Below are 24,560 nucleotides of genomic sequence, written 5' to 3'. Positions count from 1 at the left end.
GCTCCCCTCCTTGGTAAGGAGGGGAACTGCTCGTTCTGACCTTCTTCTAGCGCAGCGCCTCCAAGAATGCCTTCGACCTGGCATAGCTACTAAACTCCAGATCCTCCACGGCGCGCTGGGCATAAGCCCGATCCAAGGCCACGGCCTGCCGCAGCCGTTCTCCGACGAGGCTTTCGTCGCGGGCACGGGCCGCCACCACGGCCAGGCAGTAGTACGCCATGGCATCATTGGGCTTCTGGTCCAGAGCTTCCTGATAAAGCTTGGTAGCGCCTTCATAGTTCTGCTTGATTAGGTAGATCAAGGCCAGATTCATGGTGTTCTGGTAGGATTTGCCGCTGAAGCTGAGACTGCGCAAGGCGTCGTCGAGCTGACCAATTTCAATTTCCAGCGCAGCTTTATCGGCAAAAGCCTTCTCCAACACGGGGCGCGGGCCGCCGAGCTTAATGGCGTAATCGTAGCTTTGGAGGGCCTCAAGCTGGTCGCCGGCGCGATGGTAAGCCGTGGCCACCCGAAAGAACAACTCAGCCGTGGGGTTGCGATGGGCGGCCAACGTGAAATACGTAGCCGCCCGCCGCTGGTAGGCCCGGCGCGATTTGTCGGTTATTTCTTTTTCAGAGCGCTGCAAAAGCACTGCGGCCAAGTTATAATAAGCCTCCCAGCGACCCGTAGTGGCTACGGCCGTTTCGTAAATGCGCTGTTTCTCGGCCAGCAGAGGCGTGAGCGTAGCCGAATAGCGCAGCTCCTCCGGCGTAAGCGCATCCGTTTCGGCCGCTTTCTCAACAATCTTCTTGGAGAGCAGATATACCTCAGAGTCGTAGCGGGTCGGGGCGGTGTATTGCACGGCTACCGTGCCAAAGCGCAGCACCGGGTACACGTAATCTTCGAGGTAGTCATAAAAGGATAAGGTATGAAGCCGCTTTTCCTTCTGCGCAAAAGAGCCCCGCGTATCGTTCACAATCTGCACCACGGTGTCAATCTGCTCGGGCTTGAGGGCTGATTCCTGCACTTTGCTCAGAAATAAATCCCAGCGCTGCCGGTATGCCTGCGTTTCAAATACGATGCTGCGTACCGAATTATGGTATGAAAAACCATCGACGCGCTGCTTGTAGTATTTGGCCAGCGCCTGCACCCGCCGATCGGCCAGGCGCGGGTCGTGGGCATCGAGCGAGTCGGGGGAGTGGCCGGCCACGATCATAACCCGTTCGGTGCGCTGGTTGGAGTCGATAAAGTCTTCCAGCGCGGCCACGTTGGTACCCAGATAATTGCGAATGGCCGACTTGCCGGCATCGAAGAAAAAGGGCAGCACACGAGTACCACTGCGGTCATTGCTGACCGTTTCGGGTAGCACATTCAGGGTTGAATCCTGGCGTACGACGAGGCGGGCGGTAGTCACGATGCCCCGAGCCAGCGGAAGCTCATTGCCTTTCACCATTTTGCCCCCCGGCTTGAGGCGGCGCGCATCAGGCCGCGCTATCAGCGTGCCAGGGCTTTTGCGGGGTGTGTACGGAAAAGAAAACTGCTTGGTAATCACCAGCTTGTTCTTATCCTGCTCGTCGTACACATACTCGCCCGAAACAAAGGTAATGCGACCCAGCGTGTCTTGCTGCAAGCCGTTATCGTAGCGGTAGCTAAGATCGAGATTATAGGCTTTGCCTTTGCGTAAGTGCTTGGCTGGCACGCGGGCCGTTACTTCAAACAGCACATTTTCGCCGTTACTTTCCAGCACCGCCGGCTGTACGCGCACTTCCTGGCCTTCCTGCGCAACCTTTAACATCCGCGGTAGCGTACAACCAGGTAGCGCCACGATCGTTAGGCAAATAAAAGCCGGTAGAAGCGAGCGAAAAGCATCTTTCATAGATCTATTTAAAGGCGGAGAGCTGGGTTATCGAATTGAAGCAACACATGCAAAACTCGGTTTTGCCGGCTAAAATTGCTTGCTAGTTACAGCACGGAGCTTGATATTCGGTGCTTTTATCGTTATTTTGACCAATCATAGCCTGTGTAAGGGCTTCATACTGAGGAGTAATGAGAAAATTAACCGACTTCATCGAAAAGCAGAGCTTCGGAGTCTGCAATGCCTTGGGGAACCGGCTGGGCTTCTCTACGAGCAGCGTGCGGCTATCATTTATCTATGCTTCTTTCTTCACCTTCGGGTCGCCGGTAGTATTATACTTCGCGCTGGCTTTCTGGATGAACGTGCGCCGCGCGTTGCGGCGGCAGCGGAGCACCGTCTGGGATTTGTAGGTCGGTGAACGTCCGCTTTCCCAACCCAAAATACGCCCACACCAAACTTCGAGCGTACACGCCGGGGCGCTCCGCTACCCGCAAGTGAGGTCGGGCCGCTATTCGCTGCTGCCGCCAATAGCGGCGGTTCTTAAAAAAATCACGATGCGCCCGCAGTACGGCGCGGGCATCAGCAAAGGCACCTTGAGCCAGCATACGAAAGGCCGCAATCCAATCCAAACCAATTCGCTGGATAAAAATGCCCCCCAACTCACTCTGGGGGGCATTTTTGTATAAGAGAGCTAAGCCGTTGCGAAAGTTGAGGTAGGTTTTGCGAGGGTTAGACTTGTGCAAGGTGCCGCCGCCCACGTGGTATACCGTGCTGCTGCCCTCATACCAAACTTCATAGCCCGCATTCCAGAAACGCCAGCACAGGTCAATTTCCTCCATGTGCGCAAAAAAAGCTGTTTCCAGTCCACCCAGCTCATGCCAAGCGCTGGCCCGTACTGCCATGCAGGCGCCACTGGCCCAAGCTACGGGGCGAGCGTCGTTATACTGGCCGTGGTCAGTTTCTATGGTTTCAAACAAACGGCCCCGGCAGAAAGGGTAGCCCAGGCGGTCGAGGTAGCCACCCCCGGCACCGGCGTATTCAAACTGCGTGGGCGCGGCGTGAGCCAGCAGCTTGGGCTGACACGCGGCCACTGCCGGCTGCCGATCCAGCAGCGCCACCAAGGGCTGCAGCCAGCCCGGAGTTACGGCTACATCAGAGTTGAGCAGGACGTAATAGGTTGAATCGAGCTGAGTCAGAGCTTGGTTATAGCCAGCGCAAAAACCCAGATTTTCAGCGTGCTGAATAATTTCAACACCCGGAAAAAAGCCCCCCAGTAGCTCCACCGAGTCGTCGGTAGAGGCATTATCGACCACCACCACGCGGGCACCATCGGAGTGGGCCAGCACGGAAGGCAGAAACGTGCGCAGCAGCTCGCGGCCGTTCCAGTTAAGAATAACGACGGCTACGTGCGGGAGCGAAAGGGTAGGTGACGCGAAAGGATCAGAGGCCAAAATTGCCAAGGTCGAGGCCCGGAAGATTGGGCATCAAACCGGCCGTTTTGTTCTTAAGTTCTTCTTTGGCTTTCTCGCTTACTTCATCGAGGGCCTTATTTACTGCCGCCACTACAAGGTCGGCCAGCATCTCGCGGTCTTGGGGAGTGAGCAGCGACTCATCTATTTCCAGCTTCACCACATTGCGCTTGCCATTGGCAGTAGCTTTCACCAAGCCGCCGCCGGACTCGGCCGTAGCGGTCAGGAACTGAACTTCATCCTGGGCCTGCTTCATCTTATCCTGAAGCTCCTTCACTTTGCCCATCATGCCCATCATATCAAACATAAGCCAAAATAGTGCCCTGTGGGCGTTTAAATGAGGTTTATAAAAGCTGACTAGTGCCTGCTTAAGTAGTGCAGGAGGAGCCGCACATGGTTTTCACGGTGTCGGTGCAGAGGCAGCTCCCGAGATTGTTCGTGTACGGCGACTGCTAAACAAAGGTACTTCGTTTGTCAACTTCAGTGCCTGCCAGAGCAATTAATGAACTCCGACCTGCACTGCGGAGCGTAGCATTTGGCGCTTCAGCTAGCGTACGATGGTAATGGCGCCGTGCTGTATGAATGGCTTTCCTTCATCCGTAAGGGCCTCGAAGCGCCACGCGTACGCCCCAGGTACGGGTGCCCGCCCATTGATGCGCCCGTCCCAGGTCTGGGTACGGTTGGTGCCGCGAAACACTTCCTGCCCATTGCGGTCGATGACGACGAAAACAAATGTGCTCAGGAAGCGTCCTTTTACTTCTAATACATCGTTTAGTCCGTCGCCGTTGGGTGAAAAGGCCGTCGGCATTGCCAGGCGGGGCTGACGCGTGACATTGACCAGGTTAGAATAGCTGGCCGCCGCCAAGCCACCGCCTGTGGCCTCAATGCGGTAGCGCACGGTGCTCTGATTGGTAGGAGGCTGAGTATCTGTGTAACTCAGTCCGCTCACTGGGATAATGTCGATAGTAGAGCCATTAAGTGCCAGGCGCACCAACTGGTAGGTTACAGGAATAGAGGCATCAGGGCCTACCAGCGGCGACCAGGTAAAGCGGGCTCCTTCGGGCTGAGGATTAACAGACAGTACAACGGGAGAGGCAGGGTTGCTATCGGCTGATATGCTGCCGCAGGCATCGCGGCGGCGGGCCAGATACACCGGTGGATTGACAACGCTCAGGTTATCGGGTGTGTCGCTGATTGTGGGTGCGTTTACCACGCCCAATTCAACAGGAGTAGGGGAGGTTCGCAGAAAAGTAAGCTCATTGGGCAAGGGTTGCCCCACAGCGTTCGTAGCATAAAGCTCTACCTTATTACTGAGGGTAAAGCTCGCTATCAGTCGCGGTGGTTGTGGTGCGGTGCCGGCAGCTGTTGTCACCGAGGACTTGTTAGACCACGAAGCAGCCCGATCGACTAGAGCGGTTACCTGATACGTGTAGGTAGTACCACAACTCGCGGTGTTGTCGAAGTATTCAAAGGGGGCAGTACCGGGTAATGTGGCTATAATTACCGGATTCACGCCTGGCTCAGTCCGTTCTATCCGAAAAGTATTGATATCGGGAGAAAGAGTTTTCCACTCGAGCTTGTTTATTCCATTCGCTGACGTAGAAACCAGACTGATTGTATTAAACAAATCAACCGTGCAAACCAAGGGAGAACCTCGCAAGCCAGTGGTTAAGCCTGCACCGCAGGCCGAGGAGGGAACGATGCGGTAGCAACCAGGTAATGGGACATTGAGCACGGTATAATCCCGCACGATACCACTGCCGCTAATACGACTGGCAATAGTACGATAACCGCCCGGAGCACTCGCTTCGGCTACCTGAATCTCATACTGAAACCCGGGTTGGATGTTATCGAAATCGAATACGATATTCTTGTCACGAACCTCAAGCTTCGTGAGGACAGGAGGAGACGAAGGAGCCGGTGCGGGCGTAAAGTTTTGGGTGTTGCTGTTGCTGCACTGATTATTGCCGGTGTAGTTACCCGTTACCGTCACAGCCGTGCTGCCTGCGGGAACGGAAAACGTGCGTGGCTGGCTTCTATCCACGTTAGGAAACACGTTGTTCCCAATCTTCACGGTGTAGAGGTTAGCCGTGTACGCTTGGTCAGTAATGGTTACCTGGACAACGTCGGCGGAGCAGGAGGTGAGCGTGAAGGTGGGCGCCGGCGACGCTTTCACCTCCAGACGCTTGGAGAAAATAATACCCGACGCCCCCACTACCTGGGGGGTATTTTGGGTAATAACCACGAAGCCGCGAGTAGCGTCAGCGGCGCTAGGGGTGTATAAAGCATTGGTGGAGAAGTCAGAGCCAGTGCAGGTGACGGCGGCCCCGGTGGCGTAGCGCACAACGCTCGGGTCGAGCTGCCGACCGCTATTATCCACAAGCCTGATTTCTCGGCCCGCGCATAAGGTCGATATTTCTGTACCCGTAGAAGCATCCACGACCTTAAAATCGGCCCCCGAGTTGGGTGTGTTCTCGCAGGTTTGGGCGGGCGCCAACGTAGCCAAAAGCAACGCTGGAAGTAGAATAAAAAGACGATAGAAGTTTTTCACGAAGCTTATAACGTACCCAGGGGGTGTTTGCGTTTTCGGATGACTAAAAGTAGGAAGTTATGCCAGCATGAAAGCCTTTGCAAACTCCATCGCCTATAAGTCAAGTCCCTATATTGTTGAGAATTGAATAGGCTACCCTTAAGTAAAGAATATTTTTGCCAATGTAGGCTTTGGGAAGCCATTTAGGCGAAAAGGAGTGGCTTGATTACGGCCACTCATAAGTGCGAACGAAGGCGGCAGCGGCCTGCAAATCGGGGTACAGCACCCGATCCCGACTCACGAAAGCTACTTTTTGCCGGAAGTCCTCGACTATCTGTTCCAGTGCGGCTGAGGTTCGAGCCGGCCGCCGAAAGGCGAGTGCCTGCGCGGCGGTAAGAAGCTCAATGCCAATTAATTGCTCCACATTCTCGACTACACGGCGGGCTTTGGTAGCCGCGTTGGCTCCCATACTTACGTGGTCTTCCTGCCCATTGCTGCTCACAATGCTATCGACCGATGCGGGCGTACAGAGCTGCTTATTCTGACTCACGATGCCAGCCGCCGTGTACTGCGGAATCATGAGGCCCGAGTTGAGGCCGGGCTCTGCCACCAGGAAAGGCGGCAAACCCCGCTGCCCACTGAGCAGCTGGTACGTACGGCGCTCCGAAATGCCCCCCAGCTCGGCTACGGCTATAGCCAGAAAATCGAGGGCCAGGGCCAGGGGCTGACCATGAAAATTGCCCCCCGAAAGGATAGCATCGTCAGCGGGAAATACATTGGGGTTGTCAGTCACGGCGTTGCATTCCGTTTCCAGCACCTGCGCCACGTAAGCAAAGGCGTCGCGGGAGGCGCCGTGCACCTGCGGCTGACAGCGGAAGGAGTAAGGATCCTGAACGGCGGCTTTGGGCTGGTCCTGAAGCTCGCTGTTGGAAAGGAAGCTGCGTATGCGCTCGGCCGCGGTTACTTGCCCGGCATGCGGCCGCAATTGGTGCAAGCGAGCGTCAAAGGGCTGGTTTTGCCCCCCAAAGGCTTCCAGCGACAACGCGCCAATGGCATCAGCAGCGTTGGCCAGGCGCTGAGCGCGTAGGGTACAATGCACGCCGTACGCCAGCATGAACTGAGTGCCATTAAGCAGCGCCAGTCCTTCTTTGGCTTCCAACTCAATGGGTGGCCAGCTAAACAAGCTTAAGGCGTCGGCAGAAGCCAGGCGGTAGCCCTGATAATTTACTTCGCCCAAGCCCAGCAACGGCAGACACAGATGCGCCAGCGGCGCCAAATCGCCACTGGCCCCGAGGGAGCCCTGTTGGTACACCACCGGATACATCTCCCGATTATAAAAGTCGAGGAGGCGCTGCACGGTGGCCACCTGCACGCCGCTGTTCCCGTAGCTCAGACTCTGCGCTTTAAGCAAAAGCATCAGCCGGACTACTTCTTCGGGCACTTCGTCGCCGGTGCCACAGGCATGCGACATCAGCAGGTTCAGCTGGAGCTGGCGGCGCTGCTGGGGGCAATTCCAGTGTTGCAGAGCGCCCCGAAGCCAGTGTTGATGCCATAAATCGGCGCATCCGACTGCTCCAGCCTGTTGCGCAAATACTCGTAGCAAGTGGCCACACGGTGCCGGGCTTGGTCGCTCAGGACCACTTTGGGCCGCTCGCGAAGCAGGTGCTCTAAGGTAGCTAGACTGAGGTGGGTGGCAGGGTCGAGGGAATACATTCGGGGTGGGAGAGTACCGATTGTGGTGTGAGCGTATTGGGACCGTTAATCCGAATTTATGATTTAGTAATCAACAGTTTGTGTTATTGAGTTAGTTTGCTCAATACGTCATCCAGAGCTAGCAACTGCTCATGGCCAGTGCTCATATTCTTGAGCTTGAAAAGGTTTTGCGCGCGCTCCTCGGAGCCTTGCAGCAGCACATAAGGAACACCTTTTTGGTCGGCGTATTTAAACTGCTTCACCAGCTTGTCTGGGGTGTGATACAACTCACTGGGAATGCCCGCCGCCCGCAACTGACGCAAAACAGGCAGCACTGAGCGGCCAGCTTCTTCATCAAAATTTACCACCAGGCAGCGCGTAGTGGTAGCTGCGTTGGGCGGAAACAGGTTCAGCTCTTCCAGGCAATCATAAAGCCTGTCGACGCCGAAGCTGAAGCCCACGCCCGACACGCCGGCCAGCCCAAAAGCGCCCGTAAGGTTGTCGTAGCGCCCGCCACCGGATACGCTGCCGATTTTGACGTTGTTAATCTTGATTTCGAAGATACAGCCGGTATAGTAGGAGAGGCCACGGGCCAACGTCGGGTCAAACTCCAGCTTGTCGAACTGGGTGAAGCCGAAGCTGGTAAGATAATTCTGCACCTCGCGTAAATCGCGTAAGCCCTTATACGCAGAGCCGTCCGAACCTTCAGTTTCGGATGGCAAGTCCGCTTTTTGGAATGCAGCGTCCAGCTTCTCCAGCTTTTCCCCATAGCTGCCGGAAGTAGCCAAAAGCTCAAATAAGTACGCGGAGGCCTGCGTTGAAAAGCCTCGCTCAGCCAGCTCTTTTTCTACGCCTTCGCGGCCTATTTTGTCCAGCTTATCAATGGCGACAAACAAATCCGACTCCTTGCCTTCGCTGCCCAGGGCCTGATAAATATTGCGCAGCACGCCCCGGTGGTTGATTTTAATCGTGAAGTCGGTGAGACCAATACCATTTAGCACCTCGCACATCATAAGCACAATCTCCGCTTCGCAGAGCAGCGAATCGGTGCCTACCACGTCGGCGTCGCACTGATAAAACTCGCGGTAACGGCCGCGCTGGGGCCGGTCGGCGCGCCACACGGGCTGAATCTGGTAGCGCTTGAAGGGGAAGGTGAGCGTGCCGCGGTTCATTACCACGTAGCGGGCAAACGGCACGGTCAGGTCGTAGCGCAGGCCTTTTTCGGCAATCTTGGGCAATACTTTGCGCGTGCCCTCCGCAATATCATCCGGCGCAACATCTTTGAGGAAGTCGCCGGAATTCAGGACTTTAAACAGCAGCTGGTCGCCTTCGTCGCCGTATTTGCCGGTGAGCACGGAGAGGTTTTCGAGCGTGGGCGTTTCGAGCGGGGCGTAGCCAAACAGCTCAAACGTACGGCGGATGACGCCGAAAATGTAGTTGCGGCGCGCCACCACGGCGGGGCCAAAGTCGCGGGTGCCTTTCGGAATGCTGGGTTTTTGGATACTCATCGAATGCAGATCAATAGGGCCGCGAAGGTAACAACGATTGGCCGCACGCCTCATCAACCGTATATCATCAACTGCAAATACAGCTGAGGCAGTAAGCGCAGCGGTGGATGAAACCCCACCGGCTATTCACAGAAAAAGCCCCCAATGCGTTTGTGGGGGGCTTTTTGCTGGGTAAGAGCTATTCGCTTACGCCTATGTCAGCATCGAGCAGGGAGGCAACCATGAGGGGCTGGGAAGCGGCATCCAGGTGCAGAAAGTGGTGCTGCACTTCTTCCGGCACATGGCAAAGCACGAGTCGGCGTTCCTGGCAGCGCAGGTGATATGCATAAGCAAGGAGCAGCTCAATAGCCTCCGCTGGCATGTGTTGCAGCAAGCTGCAATCTACCCACACGGCCCGCTTACTGCTTCGGCTGGCCCGAAATAGCGCCCTGCTCAGCTTCTCCTCATCGGGAGTATGCGAATCAGGCGCTAGGATGAGCAGGTAGCTTTCCGGTAATATTTCGCGATGTACATCAAGCATATAAATGTCAGACAGGGCAGCTATCACCGAGAGCCTAGCCAGTAGATATTAAGATTGATTCGGGGGCTGGCAGGTTAAGGCCAGCGTAGTTCCGACTTCGTTAAATAGTAGAGTAATCTGCGGCTAATACGTATAAGTTGTACAAAAGCTGCCTTTTTGTACTTTTTTAATTGAAATAAAATGCCGCCGCTGCTACGTCCGATGAGTTGCGCTATAATGCATTATTTAGCAAGCTGAGAAACAGGATTTTACTGAAACAAAAAAGCCGTGCGGTAATATCCGGCACGGCTTCCTCTCCTACTTTAAACTTAGTCTATACCACCTTCCGAAGGGTCTTCCGGGCCTTGTTGCTGCTGGTCGCCACGGTCGCCACGCCGGCGGCGCTCGGGCTGCTGAGCGCCGCCAAAGCGGTATGTGAAGCCCAAAAAGCCTACCCGGGTTTCGCGCTTGAAGCTGTTTTGCGATTCAAAGCCGGGTCCGAAAGAATCGAAGTTGAAGCGCAGCGTATTGAATATATCCGACACGCGCAACGTAATGCTCCCCTTGTCCTTCAGTACTGTGTATTTACCGGCAAACTCAGTAAAGAAGAACTCGCCCCGTCGGCCCTGGGCCGTAACAGCCGCCGACCGGTAGTTGGCCGATAACTGGACATCGAGCTTCTTGGTGATCGTAAAGTTGTTATTCAAACGACCTGTGTACGTGAAGTTACGGTTGTCGATATCGGTGCCGGGCGCTGTGCCTTCGATGATGTTGCGGAAGCCCGATAGGTTGGCGTTAAGCTTCCAGAAGGAGGCAACGGTAGTTGAGCCAACCAGCTCAAGGCCGTAAGCCGTGCCGCGGGCCAGGTTCAGAATGGTTTGGTTGGTAGTGGGCGCCTGGAGCTGCTCATTGAAGCCCAGCTGGCGAAAGCGCTGCACGGAGTTGTTGGTCTGGCGGTAAAAAGCGGTGGTTGTGAAGGAGTTGGACTGCCCAAAAAACTTCTGGAATCCTAGCTCATAAGAGTTTATGTATTCGGGCAGCAAAGCCGGATTGCCGCTGCGCGTATTCAGCGGCTCGGAGCGGTCGATGAAGGGATTGAGCTGGTTAACACCCGGGCGGTTGAGGCGGCGGGAGTAGCTGAGCTGCAGGCGCTGATCTTTCGTCAGGTCGTAGGCCAGTACGGCGCTTGGAAAGAGGTTTAAGTAACTGCGGGTGAACGTGGTATCCTGTATGGCAGCCGATTGGTTGCCTTCTGTGTTGGTTTGCTCCAGGCGCAGGCCCCCCTGGTAGCTCCATTTGCCGGTAGCGTTGGCATAGGTAGCGTAGCCCGCCTGAATATACTCTTCGTAAAGAAAGCGGTTGGAGAGTAAGTCGTTCTGCACTAAGGCATCGAAGAACTTATAATCGGCATCAAACTTCCGTACTACGCTTTTAAAGCCAGCCTCCAGACGGCCTTTTTCTCCGAACGGATGCACGTAGTCGAGTTGGGCTGAGGCCTGGTCGATGGCGTTGTCGAAGCGCTGGCGCTGCTGCACAAAGGGCGAGTCGTCGTAGGGAATGCGGTTCGTGATAGTTTCGCTTTCACTGCGAATGGGCGTGAATACGGCATTGGCCACCAGTTCGCGGCGGGGCTGGTCCTTCCAGGTGCGGCGGTAGTCGAGGGCGTAGTCGGTTGAGCGGTTGAACTCCCGCTCGGAGTTAGCCAGATTAAAGCTGCTACCGGGGGGCAAAATTCCTCCATTCGGGGCCGACTGCCGGTTGGCCTGACTTTCAAATTCCTGCTGCCGATTGAAGCGTGGCTGCGCGCTCAGGGTAATAGTTTGATACTCTGTCAGGTTATAGTCGAAGCCAAAGCGGCCAGCGTGGGAAGTGCGGTAGTCGAGGCCTTGCTCGTTCTGGTCTAGGATGCGGGTTTGCTCCACCGCATCGGCGTTCAGAAAAGTAGACGTCTGGAAAGAATTACCGGAGCCAACGCGCCGATCACGGCGAAAATCGTAGCTGCCGAATACGTTTAGCTTGCCTTTGCGCGCGTTCAAACTCAGCGAGCTGTTGTATTTGTCTTTGGTCCCGGCCGTCACGGTTGCGATGCCGTTCACGCCGTCTTTGCGCTCTTTCTTCAGGATGATATTAATAACGCCGGCCGTGCCCTCCGCGTCGTAGCGGGAGGAAGGGTTGGTCACGACTTCAATGCTTTGAATACTGCTGGCCGGAATCTGGTCGAGCACCGCCGAGCGGCCCCCGCCAGCGGCGCCCGTAGGTTTGCCATCCACAAAAATGGTCACGTTGCCCGACCCACGTAAGCTCACGGAGCCCGCCTGATCTACCGTTACCGACGGCACATTTTGGAGCACATCTACCGCCGAGCCGCCAGTAGTCGTGAGGTCTTTCGAGACGTCAATTACTTTTTTGTCGAGGTTATCAGTCAGAATGGCGCGCTCCCCCTGCACTACCACTTCCTTGAGGCGGGTGGTGGTAGATGCCAACCGAACGGGACCCAGCGCCACCGTCGGGCTGCCCGCACCCAGCGAAATGGGCCGCCGTACGGGGCGGTAGCCCAGAATAGTGGCCCGCAAGGTGTAGGTGCCAAACGCTACATTCTCAATAGCAAAAGTGCCGGTTTCGGTGGTCTGGGCACCCGAGATAAAGGTGGAATCCTGGGCCCGCAGCAGTACCACGTTGGCAAAGGGAATAGGCTGTCCATTGCTTTGCTCCACCAGCGAGCCGGTCACGGTGCCCGTTTGGGCTTGCGCCTGCCAGGCTGTTGCCAGAATAAGAAATAAGGCGAAAAAAGAACGTAGTTGAGCGTGAGCGCCCCTTTTTAGTAAAATTAAATACATGAGAATCAATAACAACCAAACAAAATCAATCAGCCAGAAGCCTACAGCTACCTAACGTAAAACCCGCTGCTTCAGCCGAACCGGAGCAGCGGGAATCGAGCAAAGAACCGCTTTAGCTCTAATAGGTTGCAGCCCGACAGTTAATCTGTTGGAAGTTGTCTGGGGGGCTTTTTGGATGCCTGCCGAGCTTGATAAAGTACGGAGGCAGCAAAAGGTGCCTTCAGAGCGGCCCGCAGGCCGCTGGTGCGCAAGCCCCGGTTTGTCCAGTCGTTGCAGGTGCGCAGGAGGTGATACTTGTCTTTGGCCCTGACAAAAAAATCGTCGGGAGTATAGCCAGCTGCGTTCATCAGCAACGGCCGGCCTGCCGAATCGGTTTGCCATGACTGCACCACGAAGGCGGTAAGCTGGCGGTACTGCGCTTCGGAAATAAGCAGTGGCACCACTCGCTCGCTAGGCTGGGGGGCATTTTTATAAAAATCGACGTGTAAAAGCGTGGGTGATGGGAAAGCGGCTCGCAACGTAGCGCCGAGTCCCGGAAATTGCCTCCCATACGAGCCCAGATAAAAGCCCTCATTGCCCCAGCCAAAGCCAATATACTCATACCGTCCAAACTTGCTGACCACCGTCGAATCATTCAGCTTTTGGAGCCAATTGGTGGCAGTGCGGGGCTCGCGCACGGGAAATACCAGGTCGGAGTGAACGCCATTGGACACTACAAAAACCTGAATTCCATCAGGTGTCTGCCGAAAGTCGCTGTTCACGGGCACCAGCGTACCCGTCATCAGCAGTAAAATGAAGGCGACAAATGCAGCCATGAGCCAGCGTAAGAACATAAAGGCCCAAGTAGTGGCTTTTTTGAATAGCGCCAACTTCCGGATCGCATTTCATACTGAAAAGGCGCTGGGGGGCTTTTATGCAGCCGCCCGGCTTACTGCTCTGGCCGGAGAGCAACAAGTCGGGCGGATAGAAGAGCACTAAAAGGCAGTGGTCGACTAGCGAACTGTTAAGGTGCTGGCAGTCAGCGTACGGCTGGCCGAAGCTACCTTAGCCTGACGGATGATGGGAGCGTCTTTTTTAGAGGGCCGCACAGCCAGTCCGCGCATCAGCGGCTGCATTTCAACCGAGCCGAGTGCAACTCTGCCCTGCAACATGCTAAGCGATACAACGGGCTTCAACGACTTGTAACCCAGTACGGTAGTGCGCACCGTGTAGTCACCCAGCGGTATATTATTGAACTTGAAAGTGCCCTCCGCATCGGTTGCCACGCTACGAACAAAAGAGTGATCATCGGCGCGGAGCAGAACTACGTTGGCAAAAGGAATTGGCTCCTGGGTTTCGCCATCGAGAAGCTGACCGGTAAGACGGCCGTTCTCGGGCCGGAAGCAACTAATTGAAGGCTACCTAAAACGAAGATAAGAGCAGCAAGGAAGCGGTTGATGACAGAGGATTTCATGGCGATTTGAAAGTTTAGAAAGGAGAGGAAAAGGAGCCACCTGGGCACAGGGGAACAGCCGCGGTTCTGTTCGGGGAGTGAGGCAGGTAACTAGAAAAAGACGATTAGCGAGCCCAGATGGTCGGGCGCCGGGGGCGCGAACCTAGTGGGGCGGGAGGCTCCAACCCGTCAGGCTGGAAGCGGCTCCGGTGGGTGGCTTGATAGGGGTGCTGGTTGAAAGAAGCACTACCACGAACCGGAAGAGAACACTATAAAGATAGTTAACAGTACTATGTAAAGCAAGGTACTTGTTAAAATTTTTTTTTTTAGGGTTGAGAAAGAGCGGACTGGGAGAAAAAGGAGAGGCTGAAGGAGGGTGCGTAAGAGTTCGGATTCATCTTCGAATTGCTTTCAGGGGTATAGATGCAGAAGCGATTAGGAGGGCTGCCTGACACCTGAAATATTTTTTAAAATGTGTTGAATGTTGCGTGTATAGGGTTGAAACGGCTTTTTTCGGGACGAAATTTTTGACGAACTACTGAATCCATTCCGGGCCACCAAGTAACACTCATTGAATCATCTTGAGGATTTGCTCAGTTATTCAATCAGTAAAGACCACGTCCAAGTGACACCCGATGACCCGGAATAGCTGCAAGGCTATCGTAAGGCTAGCCGCCGAAACCACCGCCGTTCTGCGGTGCGGCTTCTATTTTCTTGGGGGCTTATTGGAGCCGAAATACCAGGAGAAGCCTACATATCCAACCTGCGTTTCCCACTTGTTATTGTAAGTGGCCTCGAAATTTTCTGAGTAGGCCGTGATGCGCTGGCGCTGGGTGTTGAATACGTCGCTGAGGCGGAGCGTGAGGGCCGCCCGATCTTGAAACAGGCGGTGACGCAAGGCCAGATCCACGGACCCAACCGGCGCTAAGCGGCCCTGAGGCGTGAGCACCGCTGCCCGGTAGTTGCTGGTGAGTTGCACATCCAGCTTGGGCGTCGGCATGAAGGTATTGAGCAAACGCAGGGTGCCCGTAAGGTTGCGCTGGCTGGCTTCGGTGCCGGTAGCGGCTGTAATGCTATTGCGAAACAACGAGCCGTTGGCGGTCAGCTTCCACCACTTCGCTAAGGGCTGATTAATGGACATTTCAGCTCCCAGGCTGGTACTTTGTCCGAAGTTCTGGAAGTATTCTGCCATGATAACGCCTGGTGTATTCAGCAGTCGAGTGGCCGTGGTATCTATCCGGCGGAAGCGCTGAATGGCGTTGTTGGTTTGGCGGTAAAAAAGGGTGGAAGTGACGGTGGCGTCGCCCATCGTTATCTGGTGGCCCAGCTCAAAGGAGTTGATATACTCGGGCCGCAGGCTGGGGTCGCCGATGCGGTAGTTGCGCTGGTCCATGTAGATGGGCAGAGGCAGCTGCTGCATAAAGCCCGGACGGTTGAGGCGACGGGAGTAGCTGGCTTGCAGCCTCTGATCGTGCTTACTTATCGTGCGGGCCACGGTAGCGGAAGGGAATACATTCAGGTAATCGAGCTCAAAGTTGCCCCGGCCGCCGCGCACTTCTCCCTGCGTATTGGTGTATTCGGCCCGCAAGCCGCCCTGGTAGCTCCAGTTGCCGACCGCGTGCTGGCCCGTGATGTAGCCTGCTTGCACAAAATCCTTGACGTCATAAGCGAAGGAGCGGTCGGCGTCGCGGAAATACGTAGGCTGGTCGGCGACCGTCTGTACCAAAAAGTCATCCGTGCCTCCATTCGTTTCCCACTCCGTTTTCAGGCCTGCATCCAGCCGGCTTTTCTCGCCCAGCGGATGCGCATAGTCAACCTGGCCGTTAAGCGCGTGAATACGAACCCGAAAATCCTGCTTCCAGCCCAACTGAGCTACCTCATCATTGGTAAACTGCTGTCCTACTACCACATCGGCCCACAGGCGGGTGTAGCCCGTGCTGGCCGTTAGCTCCCGGCCTTTCTGCTCAGCCCAGGTGCGCTTGTAATCCGCCGATACGTCGGCCGTCTTAACATCTTCGGTCACCACCGAGCGCGTTTGCTGGAGTATCGGGTCTTGGTCGCCGGTGCGAAGTAGGGCAGTTTGATTCATCACGTTCGGGTCGGCCCGATTGAAGTTGGGCTGCACCGTCAGGGAAATGGTCTGCTCGGGCGAAATCGTATAGTCGAGGCCCACGCGCCCGCCGTGGTTGCGGTTGTGGCGCAGACCAGTGGCCTGCTGATCGGTGGTGCGCAATACGCCTTCCACGGTAGCCAGCTGGCGCATCGTGTTGCGGCTGCGGTAGTGGTCGTCGCGGGCGTCATAAGAGCCGAACACATTAAGTTTGCCGGTCCGGCGGTTAAAGCTCAACGACGTATTGTACTTGTCGCGGGTGCCCACATTGGCCACGGCGGAGCCATTCCAGCCATCTTTTTTCTGCTTTTTGAGAATGATGTTGATGACCCCGCCGGCGCCGGCCGCATCGTAGCGGGCCGAGGGATTGGTTACGACTTCAATGCTTTGAATACTGCTGGCCGGAATCTGCTCCAGGCGGGTGCCAGTGCCGCCCGAGGCGGCCCCGGAGTTCTTGCCATCAATCAGCACCGTGATATTGCTGGTGCCGCGCATGCTCACGGTGCCGTTCTGGTCCACCGACACAGAAGGAACGTTTTGGAGCACATTTACGGCCGTGCCGCCTACGCTGCTCAGGTCCTTCTCAACGTTAATGACCTTCTTATCAAGGTTGTCAACTACGGCTGCCCGCTCGCCCTGCACCGTCACGCCGGCCAGTTGAGTGGCTGTGGGGGCAATTTCAAGGAGCCGAGCTTTACTTCAGGCGCCGCTTCCGTAATAGAAACCAGGCGCCGGCCCGCCTGGTAGCCTATCACGGTAGCGCGAAGCATATATTTGCCCTGTGCCACGGGTGCTATTTCAAACGAGCCATTCTCACCCGTTTGAGCACCCGCCACGAAGCTGGAATCCTGGGCCCGCAGCAGTACCACGTTGGCAAACGGTAGCGCCTGCCCATTACTGGCATCAAGCAAAATGCCCGAAACAGCGCCCTGGGGGCTTTTTGCTGACCCCGTACTGCGTTTGGTAAGAGCACAAGAAGGAGCCCCAGGCACCGCAGCGCCCAGCGAAGAGTAGAAGAGGAGTTCATAAGAGAAGGAGAGAGGAGTGGAAAAATTTGGGCAATAGGGTGATGTTCCAGACGGCCGCGGTTCCGCTGGTTACCCCATTTGCAGGGTTTCACTCGATAAAAAACAGGTTAGGACGGGTGCTGGTAGTGTACCGCAATGCAAGGCTTTGCTTCACGTCGCAGGTAGTACAAGCTGCCCTTCAGCAGTGGGCGCTTACGTGGTGTGTACCCGTGGTTGCGCCCTGGCTTCTGCCGTTCCGAAAGCCCCGGTTGGGCTTGGTGGAGCGACAGGTAGTAGCTCAGATTACTGGAACAAATATATCAGAAGGTACTATGTGAAGCAAGGTACTATGATAAATATTTTGGTGATTAGGTATGATAGGTTTGGATAGTTACCTGCTCGCCGACCTGGCGCAAAGTCAAAAAGCCCCCAGAACTAGTCTGGGGGGCTTTTTTCAGTTTAAGCTGATGCTACTTACTGTCTGTTACCTCTTCGCCATTGCGAAAGGTCTTTTTCTGCTTGATCGTCTTGCCATCGGGGCCGAAGTAGGTCCAGACGCCGGTTTCCTTATTGTTGCGGAAGGCGCCTGTCACCTCTGGCGTACCATCTTCGCGGAGCTGGCGGTAAGCACCGACTTTTAATCCCTTCACGTAAGTCGTTTCGGATTTCAGCTTGCCCGAAGCATAAAACTCTTGTCCTAAGCCGGTTGGGCGGCCGTTTTCATACAACAGCTTGGTTTTCATTGCGCCGGTAGGGTAGTAGGTCAGCTTCTCCCCGGCCAGCCGGCCGTTTACATAGGTTTCCTGGGTTTGCACCTGCTTGCCATCAGGGTAAAAAGTGCGCCACGTGCCAGCAGGCAAATTATTTTTATACTGCTGCTCCAGCTTCACCCCACCCGACTCATAGTAAGCGGTTATTTTCCGGTCGCGGGCCTGGTTGCTGTAGTCCGTCTGCTTCTCCAGCTTCCCCGATTCATAGAAATCCTGATTTTGACCCGTTAATACGCCGGCCTTGTAGTTCAGCTTACTCTTTACGGCTCCACTTTCATAGTACGCTTTTGCCGGGCCATCGAGGTTAGCAGTGCCGGCACCGGGGCGGCACCTTTGGTCAGGTCGTCGCCGAGAGGATTGGTCACGCGGCGGGTCTGGAGGGCAGCCGCGACGTAATTGCCTTCCGTACGCAGCTTACCCGAACGGTAGTAGCTTTTCTGGGTGCCCTTGCCAGCTTTGTCGATTATGACTTCGCTTTCCAGCTGCCCGTTGTCAAAGTAGGTTTTGTAGGGGCCAGCCAACAGGCCATTGTTATACGTTGACTCGCTTTGCAGCTGACCGTTAGGGTGGTACGTTTTCGTAGGGCCATTGGCCTGGCCGTTCTTATACGTGGTTTCTACCTTGGGCTTACCCGATGGATATAACTCCCGCACGGCACCCACCGGTTGCCCATTTACCAGCGATGTTTCCAGCTTAATGGCCCCGCTTGGGTGGTAGGTTTTGAGCGTGCCATCCGGCTGATCGTTGGCATAAGTGCCTTCCTGAGCTAGTTTGCCAGTGGCGTAGTACGTTTTGAAAGGGCCCTGGCGCAAACCCTGCTTAAACGTCACTTCCAGTCGCCGCTGCCCGTTTTCGAAGAACTCCACATAGGCACTATCCCGCTTGCCGCCGGCATAGCTAGTCTGGGCTTCTACTTTGCCAGAGCGGTAAAAACGCTTGTAAGGCCCTTCCATGATGGTATCGGCGGGGCTCACCAAAGCGGAGTACACTTCGCGCACCACGGTATTGGTTGAGTCGCGGTAGCTCACCAGGCGGCGCAGCTTCTGCGCCTGAGCCGTGGTGGAAAGCAGCAGTAACAGGAAAATAACTCGTTTCATAGACGCAAGAACGCAGGAAAAAGCGGCAAAGTGCATTGGTGGGCCTTACGGCCCTATTCAGATAAAGCAAAGCAGAATTAGTGCATCAAAAAAGCCCCCAGAAGGTATCTGGGGGCTTTTTATCCTCAAAAGAAGCTCTATAGCTTTTCCAGTACAATGCTGCTGGCGCCACCGCCGCCATTGCAGATGCCCGTCACGCCGATTTTGCCGCCTTCATTCTGCATCACGTTCAGCAGCGTCGTCACGATGCGTGCGCCCGAAGCCCCCAGCGGATGACCCAACGACACGGCCCCGCCGTACACATTTACCTTGTCACCTTCCAGGTTCAGCAGCTTGTTGTTAGCCAATGATACCACCGAGAAAGCCTCGTTGATTTCGTAGAAATCAACTTCGCTGGCGTTTACACCAGCGTGCTTCAAGGCTTTCGGAATAGCCAGCGAAGGTGAAGTCGTGAACCACTCCGGCGCCTGCTCAGCATCAGCAAAACCCCTTATGCGAGCCAATGGCTTGATGCCCAACTCATCGGCCTTTTCACGGCTCATAAGCAGCACAGCAGCAGCTCCGTCATTCAGGGTAGAAGCGTTGGCGGCCGTTACGGTGCCATCCTTTATAAATGCAGGCTTGAGGCCAGCTACTTTGGTGAAGTCCACCTTCAGGTATTCTTCATCATCTTCGATAACAGTGGTTTTGCCCCGGCTTTCGATAGTGATGGGAATGATTTCGTCCTTCTTTTTGCCAGCTTTGGCTGCCTTCGCGCTGCGCGTGTAGCTTTCAATGGCAAACTCATCCTGCTGCTCGCGGGTAAAGCCCATTTCCTTGGCTGTATGCTCGGCCGCGTTACCCATAGCGTAGTCGTTGTAAGGGTCCCAGAGGCCGTCTTTCATCAGGCCGTCGATCATCTGGGAATGGCCGTACTTAGCGCCAAAACGAGCTTTATCGAGGTAATAAGGCACATTGGACATGCTTTCCATGCCCCCAGCCAAAATTACGTCCGCTTGCCCCAGCATAATAGCCTGAGCAGCAAACATGATTGCTTTCGTGCCCGAAGCACATACCTTATTAACGGTGGTGCACTCAACGGTGTCAGGCAAACCAGCTTTCTTGGCGGCCTGCCGGGCGGGGGCCTGGCCAAGGTTGGCCGAAATCACGTTGCCCATAATTACCTGCTGCACTTCCTTCGGATCAACGCCAGCTTTCTCTAGAGCCCCTTTCAAGGCAATACCGCCCAGATCGGTGGCCGAAAGCGAGGCGAGGCTACCGCCAAAACTGCCAATCGGCGTACGCACGGCGGCAACAATAACTACTTCTTTAACTTGCATAAAAATGGGTGGAAGTGGGGGTGGATCAGAAAAATGAAGCCGAAGCTTCGGCCCGTAAAAGTACGAATAACCCGAGTAGCGTCCGCTCTCCCAGCATTTATTGCCTTCGTTTTTATAGTACTTACCAGGCTGGTTTGTCGCTGGCCTGCTTACGAACTGCTCGCCGCGGCAGCTGCTGAAGGTATTGCTGTTCAGCCGCTCCCAACGACTCCAGTATTTGCCGGGCCCGGCCCGTGCTGAGTTGCATTTGCTGCAAGCGTGCCCGCTGGGTCTGGAGCTGGGTCTCGTCGAGGTCAGCTACTTCAGTGCCGGACCGCCGGCTACGACCCTCGTTTGCCTCTTCACCCCGGCCTCGTCGTTGAGGCCACGCACATTGCCGGCTTCCGAGCCCTAGCCACATTACGCTCAGCGCCTTCACCAGGCTCGAAGCCACCACGAGCCATAGTACCAGGATTTACCCCCGGCTGATTATTATTCGGCTGGCCTGATTTGTTTGGTTGCTGCTGGGGGCATTTTGAGGGTTGGTGGGCAAATTGGAGTCGTCAAGTTGGCCTTTACGGTCATTGCCTGCCCGCGCCTGGCGCTGGTTAGCCGCATCCTTAGAATTAGGCGCACCTTGCTCTGGTTTGGGATTCGAGGCGTCACTAGGAGAAGGTGGTGGAATGCGGGGTGAATTGAGTCGGCGTGCCAGATAATCGCGTAGCACTTCGTAGTTATAGCGCGCTTCGGCATTCGTGGGATCGGCCAGTAACGACTGCCGCAGCAGAGTCACGGCCTGTGCGAATTCGCCTCCCTGCACGGCCAACACGGCTAACTGCTGCTGAGCCACACTGCGTATAGCTGGCGTTTTGCTGGTAATAAGGAGGCTATAGTATGATTTGGCTGCTGCCTCCCGGCCAACCCGGTTGCAGGCATGCGCCAGATTCAGGATAGCGGCTTCATCCTTGGTTCCTAATTCATCCACGGCCCGCTGATAAGCCTGGACAGCCTGGGCAAAATTTTGGCGGGCGTAAGCAGCCGCTCCTTCCTGCACAGCCACGTTTCGGTCACGGATGCGGGTGAAGCCTCCCCAGCCCCGATCATCAGCAAAAAAAGTAGCAGCACATTCTTCACGGCTTTATTACGCGAACAGTAATAACAATATCTAACGCCAGTAGCACCAACGCCAGCAACAGCGGAAATCGGTAGCGGTTATCGGCCACGGCCACGGTGCGCACCTGCTCTGCTTGCCCCTCAAGGCGGTTGAGGGCATTCACTAACAACGGAAACTCGTTGCGCCGGTCAGTCAGTTCAAAATATTGCCCCCAGTTTGCTGCGCAAGCCGGCGTAGCGTAGTAGGCATCAGCCGCGTGACTGCCTCCCGGCCTTTATTATCACGCACATATCCACCGCTGGTAAGGCGAGGAACGCGCGCGCCTTCCAGAGTACCAACGCCTACAGTGTATAGGCGCACCCCAGAGCGGGCCAGCAGCCGTAAGGTGGGCTCTACGTTTTCGCCAAAGTCTTCTCCATCACTTATAACGACTACCGCTGTAGAACGGGCTGCCGAACCTAGTGGCCGTTTCGTTGCCTCCAAGCGTGTCAAAACTAACTCCAACGGCGGCACCAAGTCAGTACTGCCAACAGGCACTAAACTAGTTTGAAGGGTAGAAATAAAAAGACGGAGCGCGCTCTGGTCGTACGTTAGCGGGCATTGCACATAGGCGTCAGCCGCAAAAACCAGCAGCCCAATCCGATCAGCCTGAAAACGGCTTATCAACTGGGTAAGCTCCGCTTTTGCTTTTTGCAGGCGAGATGGAATTACGTCAGTAGCGTCCATGGAACGCGAAAGGTCAACGAGTAGCCATACATCTTTGCCCGCTGTGCGCACCGGCTGCTGCGTAACACCGTAAGCTGGCCCAAGCAAGGCCACCAGAAATAAACCAAAGTAAACCGTTCGCAAAAGTAGTTTCCAGCCAAGGTGCCAGCCCCGCTGGCCCAAAGGTGCTGCCAATCGCCTCGTACGGATCGCGTAGCCAACATACAGGATCAGGAAGATACCTGCGCAAGCCAACTCAAGCCAGGAAAGGGGATAAGCCCAATTCATAAAAAAAATACGACTAATGCAGTAGGTACTATAAATAAATGATCAGCTGTCCAACTATGCAGTTACTCAGGCTACTGCAACAAATATAGCGGCCTATTACTAGCCAGGCGCAGGGATAGCGGGATAAGTAAAGGAAGATATTTTTTTTCGAGAAGGCTGTTTCTTCGCTTCTAGTTGTATATTTGCGCACTCTTCGACCGGAAGAGACCTGTTTTGGAGAGATGGGTGAGTGGCTGAAACCAGTAGTTTGCTAAACTGCCGTAGCTCTAAAGGCTACCGGGGGTTCGAATCCCCCTCTCTCCGCATTCCTTTTCCATGAGGAATCAAGAATGAGCAACGAGGAATTGCAAATAGATTCTTCACTCTCAGTTCTTATTCCTCATTCTCTTTTCGGGGTGTAGCGTAGCCCGGTATCGCGCCTGCTTTGGGAGCAGGAGGCCGCAGGTTCGAATCCTGCCACCCCGACACATTTCCCAAAAAAGGCCTTTTGCAAACAGCAAAAGGCCTTTTTTATGTAACCTAGCTTTCTGTTTTTAAAAGCTTTGTTTTTTGCCTCGTTAGCTCAGTTGGATAGAGCGGCTGCCTTCTAAGCAGTAGGTCAGGAGTTCGAATCTCTTACGGGGTACTTTGATAATCAGCCACTTAGTATCAATGCTAGGTGGCTTTTTTGTTGCCGGTTCATACAGCGGTTCATACAACTGTACTACTCACGGGATTTAAGTAGAATTTTAAAACTTTGGTTAGCTACTCAACGGGATTTGCTGGTAGCTGATTGGCAAGCCATATTTATCTACTAGTTTTTGCAGGTATTCCTTTGCTATCGTAGTAGGTGCGTGATAGGAAACTATGACCAGTTCCTCAGATAGGTCATTATTACCCCAATGGGCATATTCTAACATTTGTCCCAAGGCCTCACGAATACAGGCTCGTAGTGTAGGTAATACTTTCACTTCATAAAATACCTGCTGTCCATTTGCCCGCTCCCGAACTACGTCTAATCGCTTCTTGTCAGGCATGATACAAGCTTCTCGCGCAATTAAATCTCCAGGAAACTCTTTCTTCAGTTGCTTTATCAATTTTTCCTGAACCTGATCGTGTAGTCCTTCTAATTCAATTAGACGAGCTTGTGTCTGACGAGTTCGCTGCTGAATAGGACTGCCGACGGCAGGCTTTAATGCCACGTGGCGTATGCCAACTGGTGATAGGTCGCCTGGAGTTAAAGGGGCGAAATCATGAAACAATACATAGCGTTGACTGCGGCTCCAATCCTCAATATTATCAATCAATAGCAGCCCATCATCTGTATCGGGTCGCTCCACGTCCTCTGGTTTAAACCGCAAGTTAAATGGTCCTGGTGCGAACTCTCCCATATCAATTTTGCCACTTGCGCCTACTGCCACCAAATCATCCTCCATGGTAGTATACCATTTCTTGCGCTTGTAAGCTAGTTCTGCTTCTTGACGTTCTTGAGCTGTTAACACAATAGCATTGCGAATACGACCGGCGTAGAAGTACGTACCTGTAGATTCATTACGCGTAAATAGCCTAATATCAAACGTCTGCCCTTCGTATGTGGAGCGTTCTTTACCAGTATTTAGCGGTTGCAGAAATCCATAATGGTAGCCTTGTAATAAACGCTCAAAATTGAAGAGCCATTCTTCAGCCCCAAACCCGGCAAAGCTGCTGCTCTCGTGACTGCCAACTGCGGTACTCTTACCCTCCGCTCCTGAAGGGCGCTGCCATCCAAGAGTATTCCAACAAATGCGCGCTAAACGGTTACGAACTGGGTCAGCGCCTTGCCAGGTAAACTGCTGAGCCGCTTCATAATGGGTACGATGCTGCTCTATAAATTTTTTGCTTGCACTTAGCAAATGTTTCCAATTCCATTTAGTTAGCTCGGGCATCGAGAGTCGCTGCCAATGAGCTGCCGCGGTTTCGCATTGCAAATAATTATCAAACCGGGCTACTAACCGTTCATCGAGCCCCTTACTGCCCGTACGCATACAGTCCAGTTTCAATACTAGTTCCTGCTTCAGACCATCAACGCCCACAGTGAAAAAGATCTGCCGACCTTGATCCTCTTCCCGGTAGATCTTTGCCCAAGTATAGTGTCGGAACGTACGACGCATCCGCTGGCGCCCATCTGCCTGACGCTTCGTCTTGCCTGCTTTTTTGACTACTGAGCGTCGACATTCCATTACCCACCCATCGGCAGCAAGCTCCTCTGCAAGCTGTTGAGCCCAATAGCGGGTTTTTTCCCATACCCCCACGCTAAGGTCTGTTCTACTTGTTTGGCTGTGGTAGTGCCTTTGTGCTCTTGATCTGCATACTGGTGGAGTAGTGCAACATCTTCATGGCTAAAGAAGTCCA

21 protein-coding genes, 3 tRNA genes and 1 pseudogene are annotated in these 24,560 nt (G+C 54.7%); 4 read left to right on the top strand and 21 right to left on the bottom strand.

Annotated elements, in window-relative coordinates:
- Window positions 1–46: 46 nt before the first annotated feature.
- Entirely contained in the window at window positions 47–1,774 is a 1,728-nt protein-coding gene (locus H9L05_RS19730) for a tetratricopeptide repeat protein (protein ID WP_187732354.1), read from the bottom strand.
- A gap of 251 nt (window positions 1,775–2,025) precedes the next feature.
- Here H9L05_RS19730 and H9L05_RS27040 point away from each other — a divergent pair, with 251 nt between their 5' ends.
- Window positions 2,026–2,244 carry a PspC domain-containing protein gene (locus H9L05_RS27040; protein WP_133273243.1) on the top strand — a complete coding sequence of 73 codons (219 nt, stop codon included), beginning with the start codon at window positions 2,026–2,028 and terminating at the stop codon, window positions 2,242–2,244.
- Here the strand turns inward: H9L05_RS27040 and H9L05_RS19720 are convergent.
- From H9L05_RS19720 to H9L05_RS19635, 19 genes and pseudogenes are all read right to left on the bottom strand, one after another.
- The gene (locus H9L05_RS19720; RefSeq protein ID WP_187732353.1) at window positions 2,167–3,285 is read right to left on the bottom strand and encodes a glycosyltransferase family 2 protein; all 1,119 of its coding nucleotides are present in this window, start codon (window positions 3,283–3,285) and stop codon (window positions 2,167–2,169) included. The two genes, H9L05_RS27040 and H9L05_RS19720, sit on opposite strands and share 78 nt — an antisense overlap.
- Complete coding sequence (locus H9L05_RS19715) at window positions 3,275–3,610, bottom strand: YbaB/EbfC family nucleoid-associated protein (protein WP_133273242.1); 336 nt, start codon at window positions 3,608–3,610, stop codon at window positions 3,275–3,277. Before H9L05_RS19715 ends, H9L05_RS19720 begins: the two co-directional genes overlap by 11 nt.
- 240 nt (window positions 3,611–3,850) lie before the next feature.
- Window positions 3,851–5,854, bottom strand: coding sequence for a T9SS type B sorting domain-containing protein (locus H9L05_RS19710; protein WP_187732352.1), 2,004 nt, complete (start codon window positions 5,852–5,854; stop codon window positions 3,851–3,853).
- Window positions 5,855–6,059: 205 nt separating this feature from the next.
- Entirely contained in the window at window positions 6,060–7,304 is a 1,245-nt protein-coding gene (hutH, locus tag H9L05_RS19705; RefSeq protein WP_317175025.1) for a histidine ammonia-lyase, read from the bottom strand.
- Between the two features lie 8 nt (window positions 7,305–7,312).
- Window positions 7,313–7,546 (bottom strand): aromatic amino acid lyase, encoded by a 234-nt coding sequence (locus H9L05_RS26495; RefSeq protein ID WP_317175024.1) that lies wholly within the window; start codon window positions 7,544–7,546, stop codon window positions 7,313–7,315.
- Window positions 7,547–7,629: 83 nt separating this feature from the next.
- Window positions 7,630–9,033 carry a histidine--tRNA ligase gene (hisS, locus tag H9L05_RS19700; RefSeq protein WP_187732351.1) on the bottom strand — a complete coding sequence of 468 codons (1,404 nt, stop codon included), beginning with the start codon at window positions 9,031–9,033 and terminating at the stop codon, window positions 7,630–7,632.
- Between the two features lie 178 nt (window positions 9,034–9,211).
- Window positions 9,212–9,553, bottom strand: a complete 342-nt coding sequence (locus H9L05_RS19695) for an STAS domain-containing protein (RefSeq protein ID WP_187732350.1) — start codon at window positions 9,551–9,553, stop codon at window positions 9,212–9,214.
- A 308-nt stretch (window positions 9,554–9,861) separates the two neighbouring features.
- The gene (locus H9L05_RS19690) at window positions 9,862–12,369 is read right to left on the bottom strand and encodes a TonB-dependent receptor domain-containing protein (protein ID WP_187732349.1); all 2,508 of its coding nucleotides are present in this window, start codon (window positions 12,367–12,369) and stop codon (window positions 9,862–9,864) included.
- A 140-nt stretch (window positions 12,370–12,509) separates the two neighbouring features.
- Entirely contained in the window at window positions 12,510–13,184 is a 675-nt protein-coding gene (locus H9L05_RS19685; protein ID WP_187732348.1) for a DUF2459 domain-containing protein, read from the bottom strand.
- Window positions 13,185–13,361: 177 nt separating this feature from the next.
- On the bottom strand, window positions 13,362–13,760 hold the full coding sequence (locus H9L05_RS19680; protein ID WP_187734349.1) for a carboxypeptidase regulatory-like domain-containing protein: 399 nt from the start codon (window positions 13,758–13,760) through the stop codon (window positions 13,362–13,364).
- Window positions 13,761–14,507: 747 nt separating this feature from the next.
- Window positions 14,508–16,559, bottom strand: coding sequence for a TonB-dependent receptor domain-containing protein (locus tag H9L05_RS19675; protein ID WP_187732347.1), 2,052 nt, complete (start codon window positions 16,557–16,559; stop codon window positions 14,508–14,510).
- Window positions 16,556–16,822, bottom strand: coding sequence for a carboxypeptidase regulatory-like domain-containing protein (locus tag H9L05_RS19670; RefSeq protein WP_187732346.1), 267 nt, complete (start codon window positions 16,820–16,822; stop codon window positions 16,556–16,558). The genes H9L05_RS19675 and H9L05_RS19670 overlap by 4 nt, the downstream gene beginning before the upstream one ends.
- A gap of 566 nt (window positions 16,823–17,388) precedes the next feature.
- Window positions 17,389–17,778, bottom strand: coding sequence for a toxin-antitoxin system YwqK family antitoxin (locus H9L05_RS19665; RefSeq protein WP_187732345.1), 390 nt, complete (start codon window positions 17,776–17,778; stop codon window positions 17,389–17,391).
- Between the two features lie 299 nt (window positions 17,779–18,077).
- A pseudogene (locus tag H9L05_RS19660) lies at window positions 18,078–18,641 on the bottom strand (toxin-antitoxin system YwqK family antitoxin); the annotation flags it as partial.
- Window positions 18,642–18,922: 281 nt separating this feature from the next.
- Window positions 18,923–20,104 (bottom strand): acetyl-CoA C-acyltransferase, encoded by a 1,182-nt coding sequence (locus H9L05_RS19655; protein ID WP_187732343.1) that lies wholly within the window; start codon window positions 20,102–20,104, stop codon window positions 18,923–18,925.
- 121 nt (window positions 20,105–20,225) lie between these two features.
- Window positions 20,226–20,540, bottom strand: a complete 315-nt coding sequence (locus tag H9L05_RS19650; protein WP_187732342.1) for a hypothetical protein — start codon at window positions 20,538–20,540, stop codon at window positions 20,226–20,228.
- A gap of 18 nt (window positions 20,541–20,558) precedes the next feature.
- Window positions 20,559–21,143 carry a hypothetical protein gene (locus tag H9L05_RS19645; RefSeq protein WP_187732341.1) on the bottom strand — a complete coding sequence of 195 codons (585 nt, stop codon included), beginning with the start codon at window positions 21,141–21,143 and terminating at the stop codon, window positions 20,559–20,561.
- Between the two features lie 70 nt (window positions 21,144–21,213).
- On the bottom strand, window positions 21,214–21,360 hold the full coding sequence (locus tag H9L05_RS19640) for a hypothetical protein (protein ID WP_187732340.1): 147 nt from the start codon (window positions 21,358–21,360) through the stop codon (window positions 21,214–21,216).
- Between the two features lie 29 nt (window positions 21,361–21,389).
- Entirely contained in the window at window positions 21,390–22,046 is a 657-nt protein-coding gene (locus H9L05_RS19635) for a VWA domain-containing protein (RefSeq protein WP_187732339.1), read from the bottom strand.
- Between the two features lie 359 nt (window positions 22,047–22,405).
- Between H9L05_RS19635 and H9L05_RS19630 the strand changes: the two genes are divergently transcribed.
- From H9L05_RS19630 to H9L05_RS19620, 3 genes are all read left to right on the top strand, one after another.
- Window positions 22,406–22,493 (top strand) — tRNA-Ser (locus tag H9L05_RS19630).
- 88 nt (window positions 22,494–22,581) lie between these two features.
- Window positions 22,582–22,655, top strand: a tRNA-Pro gene (locus H9L05_RS19625).
- Between the two features lie 86 nt (window positions 22,656–22,741).
- Window positions 22,742–22,815: transfer RNA gene (locus H9L05_RS19620), tRNA-Arg, on the top strand.
- Between the two features lie 115 nt (window positions 22,816–22,930).
- On the opposite strand, the gene H9L05_RS19615 is transcribed toward H9L05_RS19620, so the two are convergent.
- Window positions 22,931–24,460 carry a hypothetical protein gene (locus H9L05_RS19615; protein ID WP_187732338.1) on the bottom strand — a complete coding sequence of 510 codons (1,530 nt, stop codon included), beginning with the start codon at window positions 24,458–24,460 and terminating at the stop codon, window positions 22,931–22,933.
- Between the last annotated feature and the right edge of the window lie 100 nt (window positions 24,461–24,560).

This window comes from Hymenobacter qilianensis (genome assembly GCF_014489555.1).
GTDB lineage: Bacteria > Bacteroidota > Bacteroidia > Cytophagales > Hymenobacteraceae > Hymenobacter > Hymenobacter qilianensis.
The sequence above is the reverse complement of the archived record's forward strand: the minus strand, read 5'-3'. Positions and strand labels throughout refer to the sequence as shown.

Excerpts from the sequence above, each read along its gene's own strand:
- H9L05_RS19730 (WP_187732354.1), bottom strand. The coding sequence starts at position 1,774 with ATGTTAAAGGTTGCGCAGGAAGGCCAGGAAGTGCGCGTACAGCCGGCG.
- H9L05_RS27040 (WP_133273243.1), top strand. The coding sequence starts at position 2,026 with ATGAGAAAATTAACCGACTTCATCGAAAAGCAGAGCTTCGGAGTCTGC.
- H9L05_RS19715 (WP_133273242.1), bottom strand. The coding sequence starts at position 3,610 with ATGTTTGATATGATGGGCATGATGGGCAAAGTGAAGGAGCTTCAGGAT.
- hutH (WP_317175025.1), bottom strand. The coding sequence starts at position 7,304 with ATGTCGCATGCCTGTGGCACCGGCGACGAAGTGCCCGAAGAAGTAGTC.
- H9L05_RS26495 (WP_317175024.1), bottom strand. The coding sequence starts at position 7,546 with ATGTATTCCCTCGACCCTGCCACCCACCTCAGTCTAGCTACCTTAGAG.
- hisS (WP_187732351.1), bottom strand. The coding sequence starts at position 9,033 with ATGAGTATCCAAAAACCCAGCATTCCGAAAGGCACCCGCGACTTTGGC.
- H9L05_RS19695 (WP_187732350.1), bottom strand. The coding sequence starts at position 9,553 with ATGCTTGATGTACATCGCGAAATATTACCGGAAAGCTACCTGCTCATC.
- H9L05_RS19690 (WP_187732349.1), bottom strand. The coding sequence starts at position 12,369 with ATGTATTTAATTTTACTAAAAAGGGGCGCTCACGCTCAACTACGTTCT.
- H9L05_RS19685 (WP_187732348.1), bottom strand. The coding sequence starts at position 13,184 with ATGGCTGCATTTGTCGCCTTCATTTTACTGCTGATGACGGGTACGCTG.
- H9L05_RS19655 (WP_187732343.1), bottom strand. The coding sequence starts at position 20,104 with ATGCAAGTTAAAGAAGTAGTTATTGTTGCCGCCGTGCGTACGCCGATT.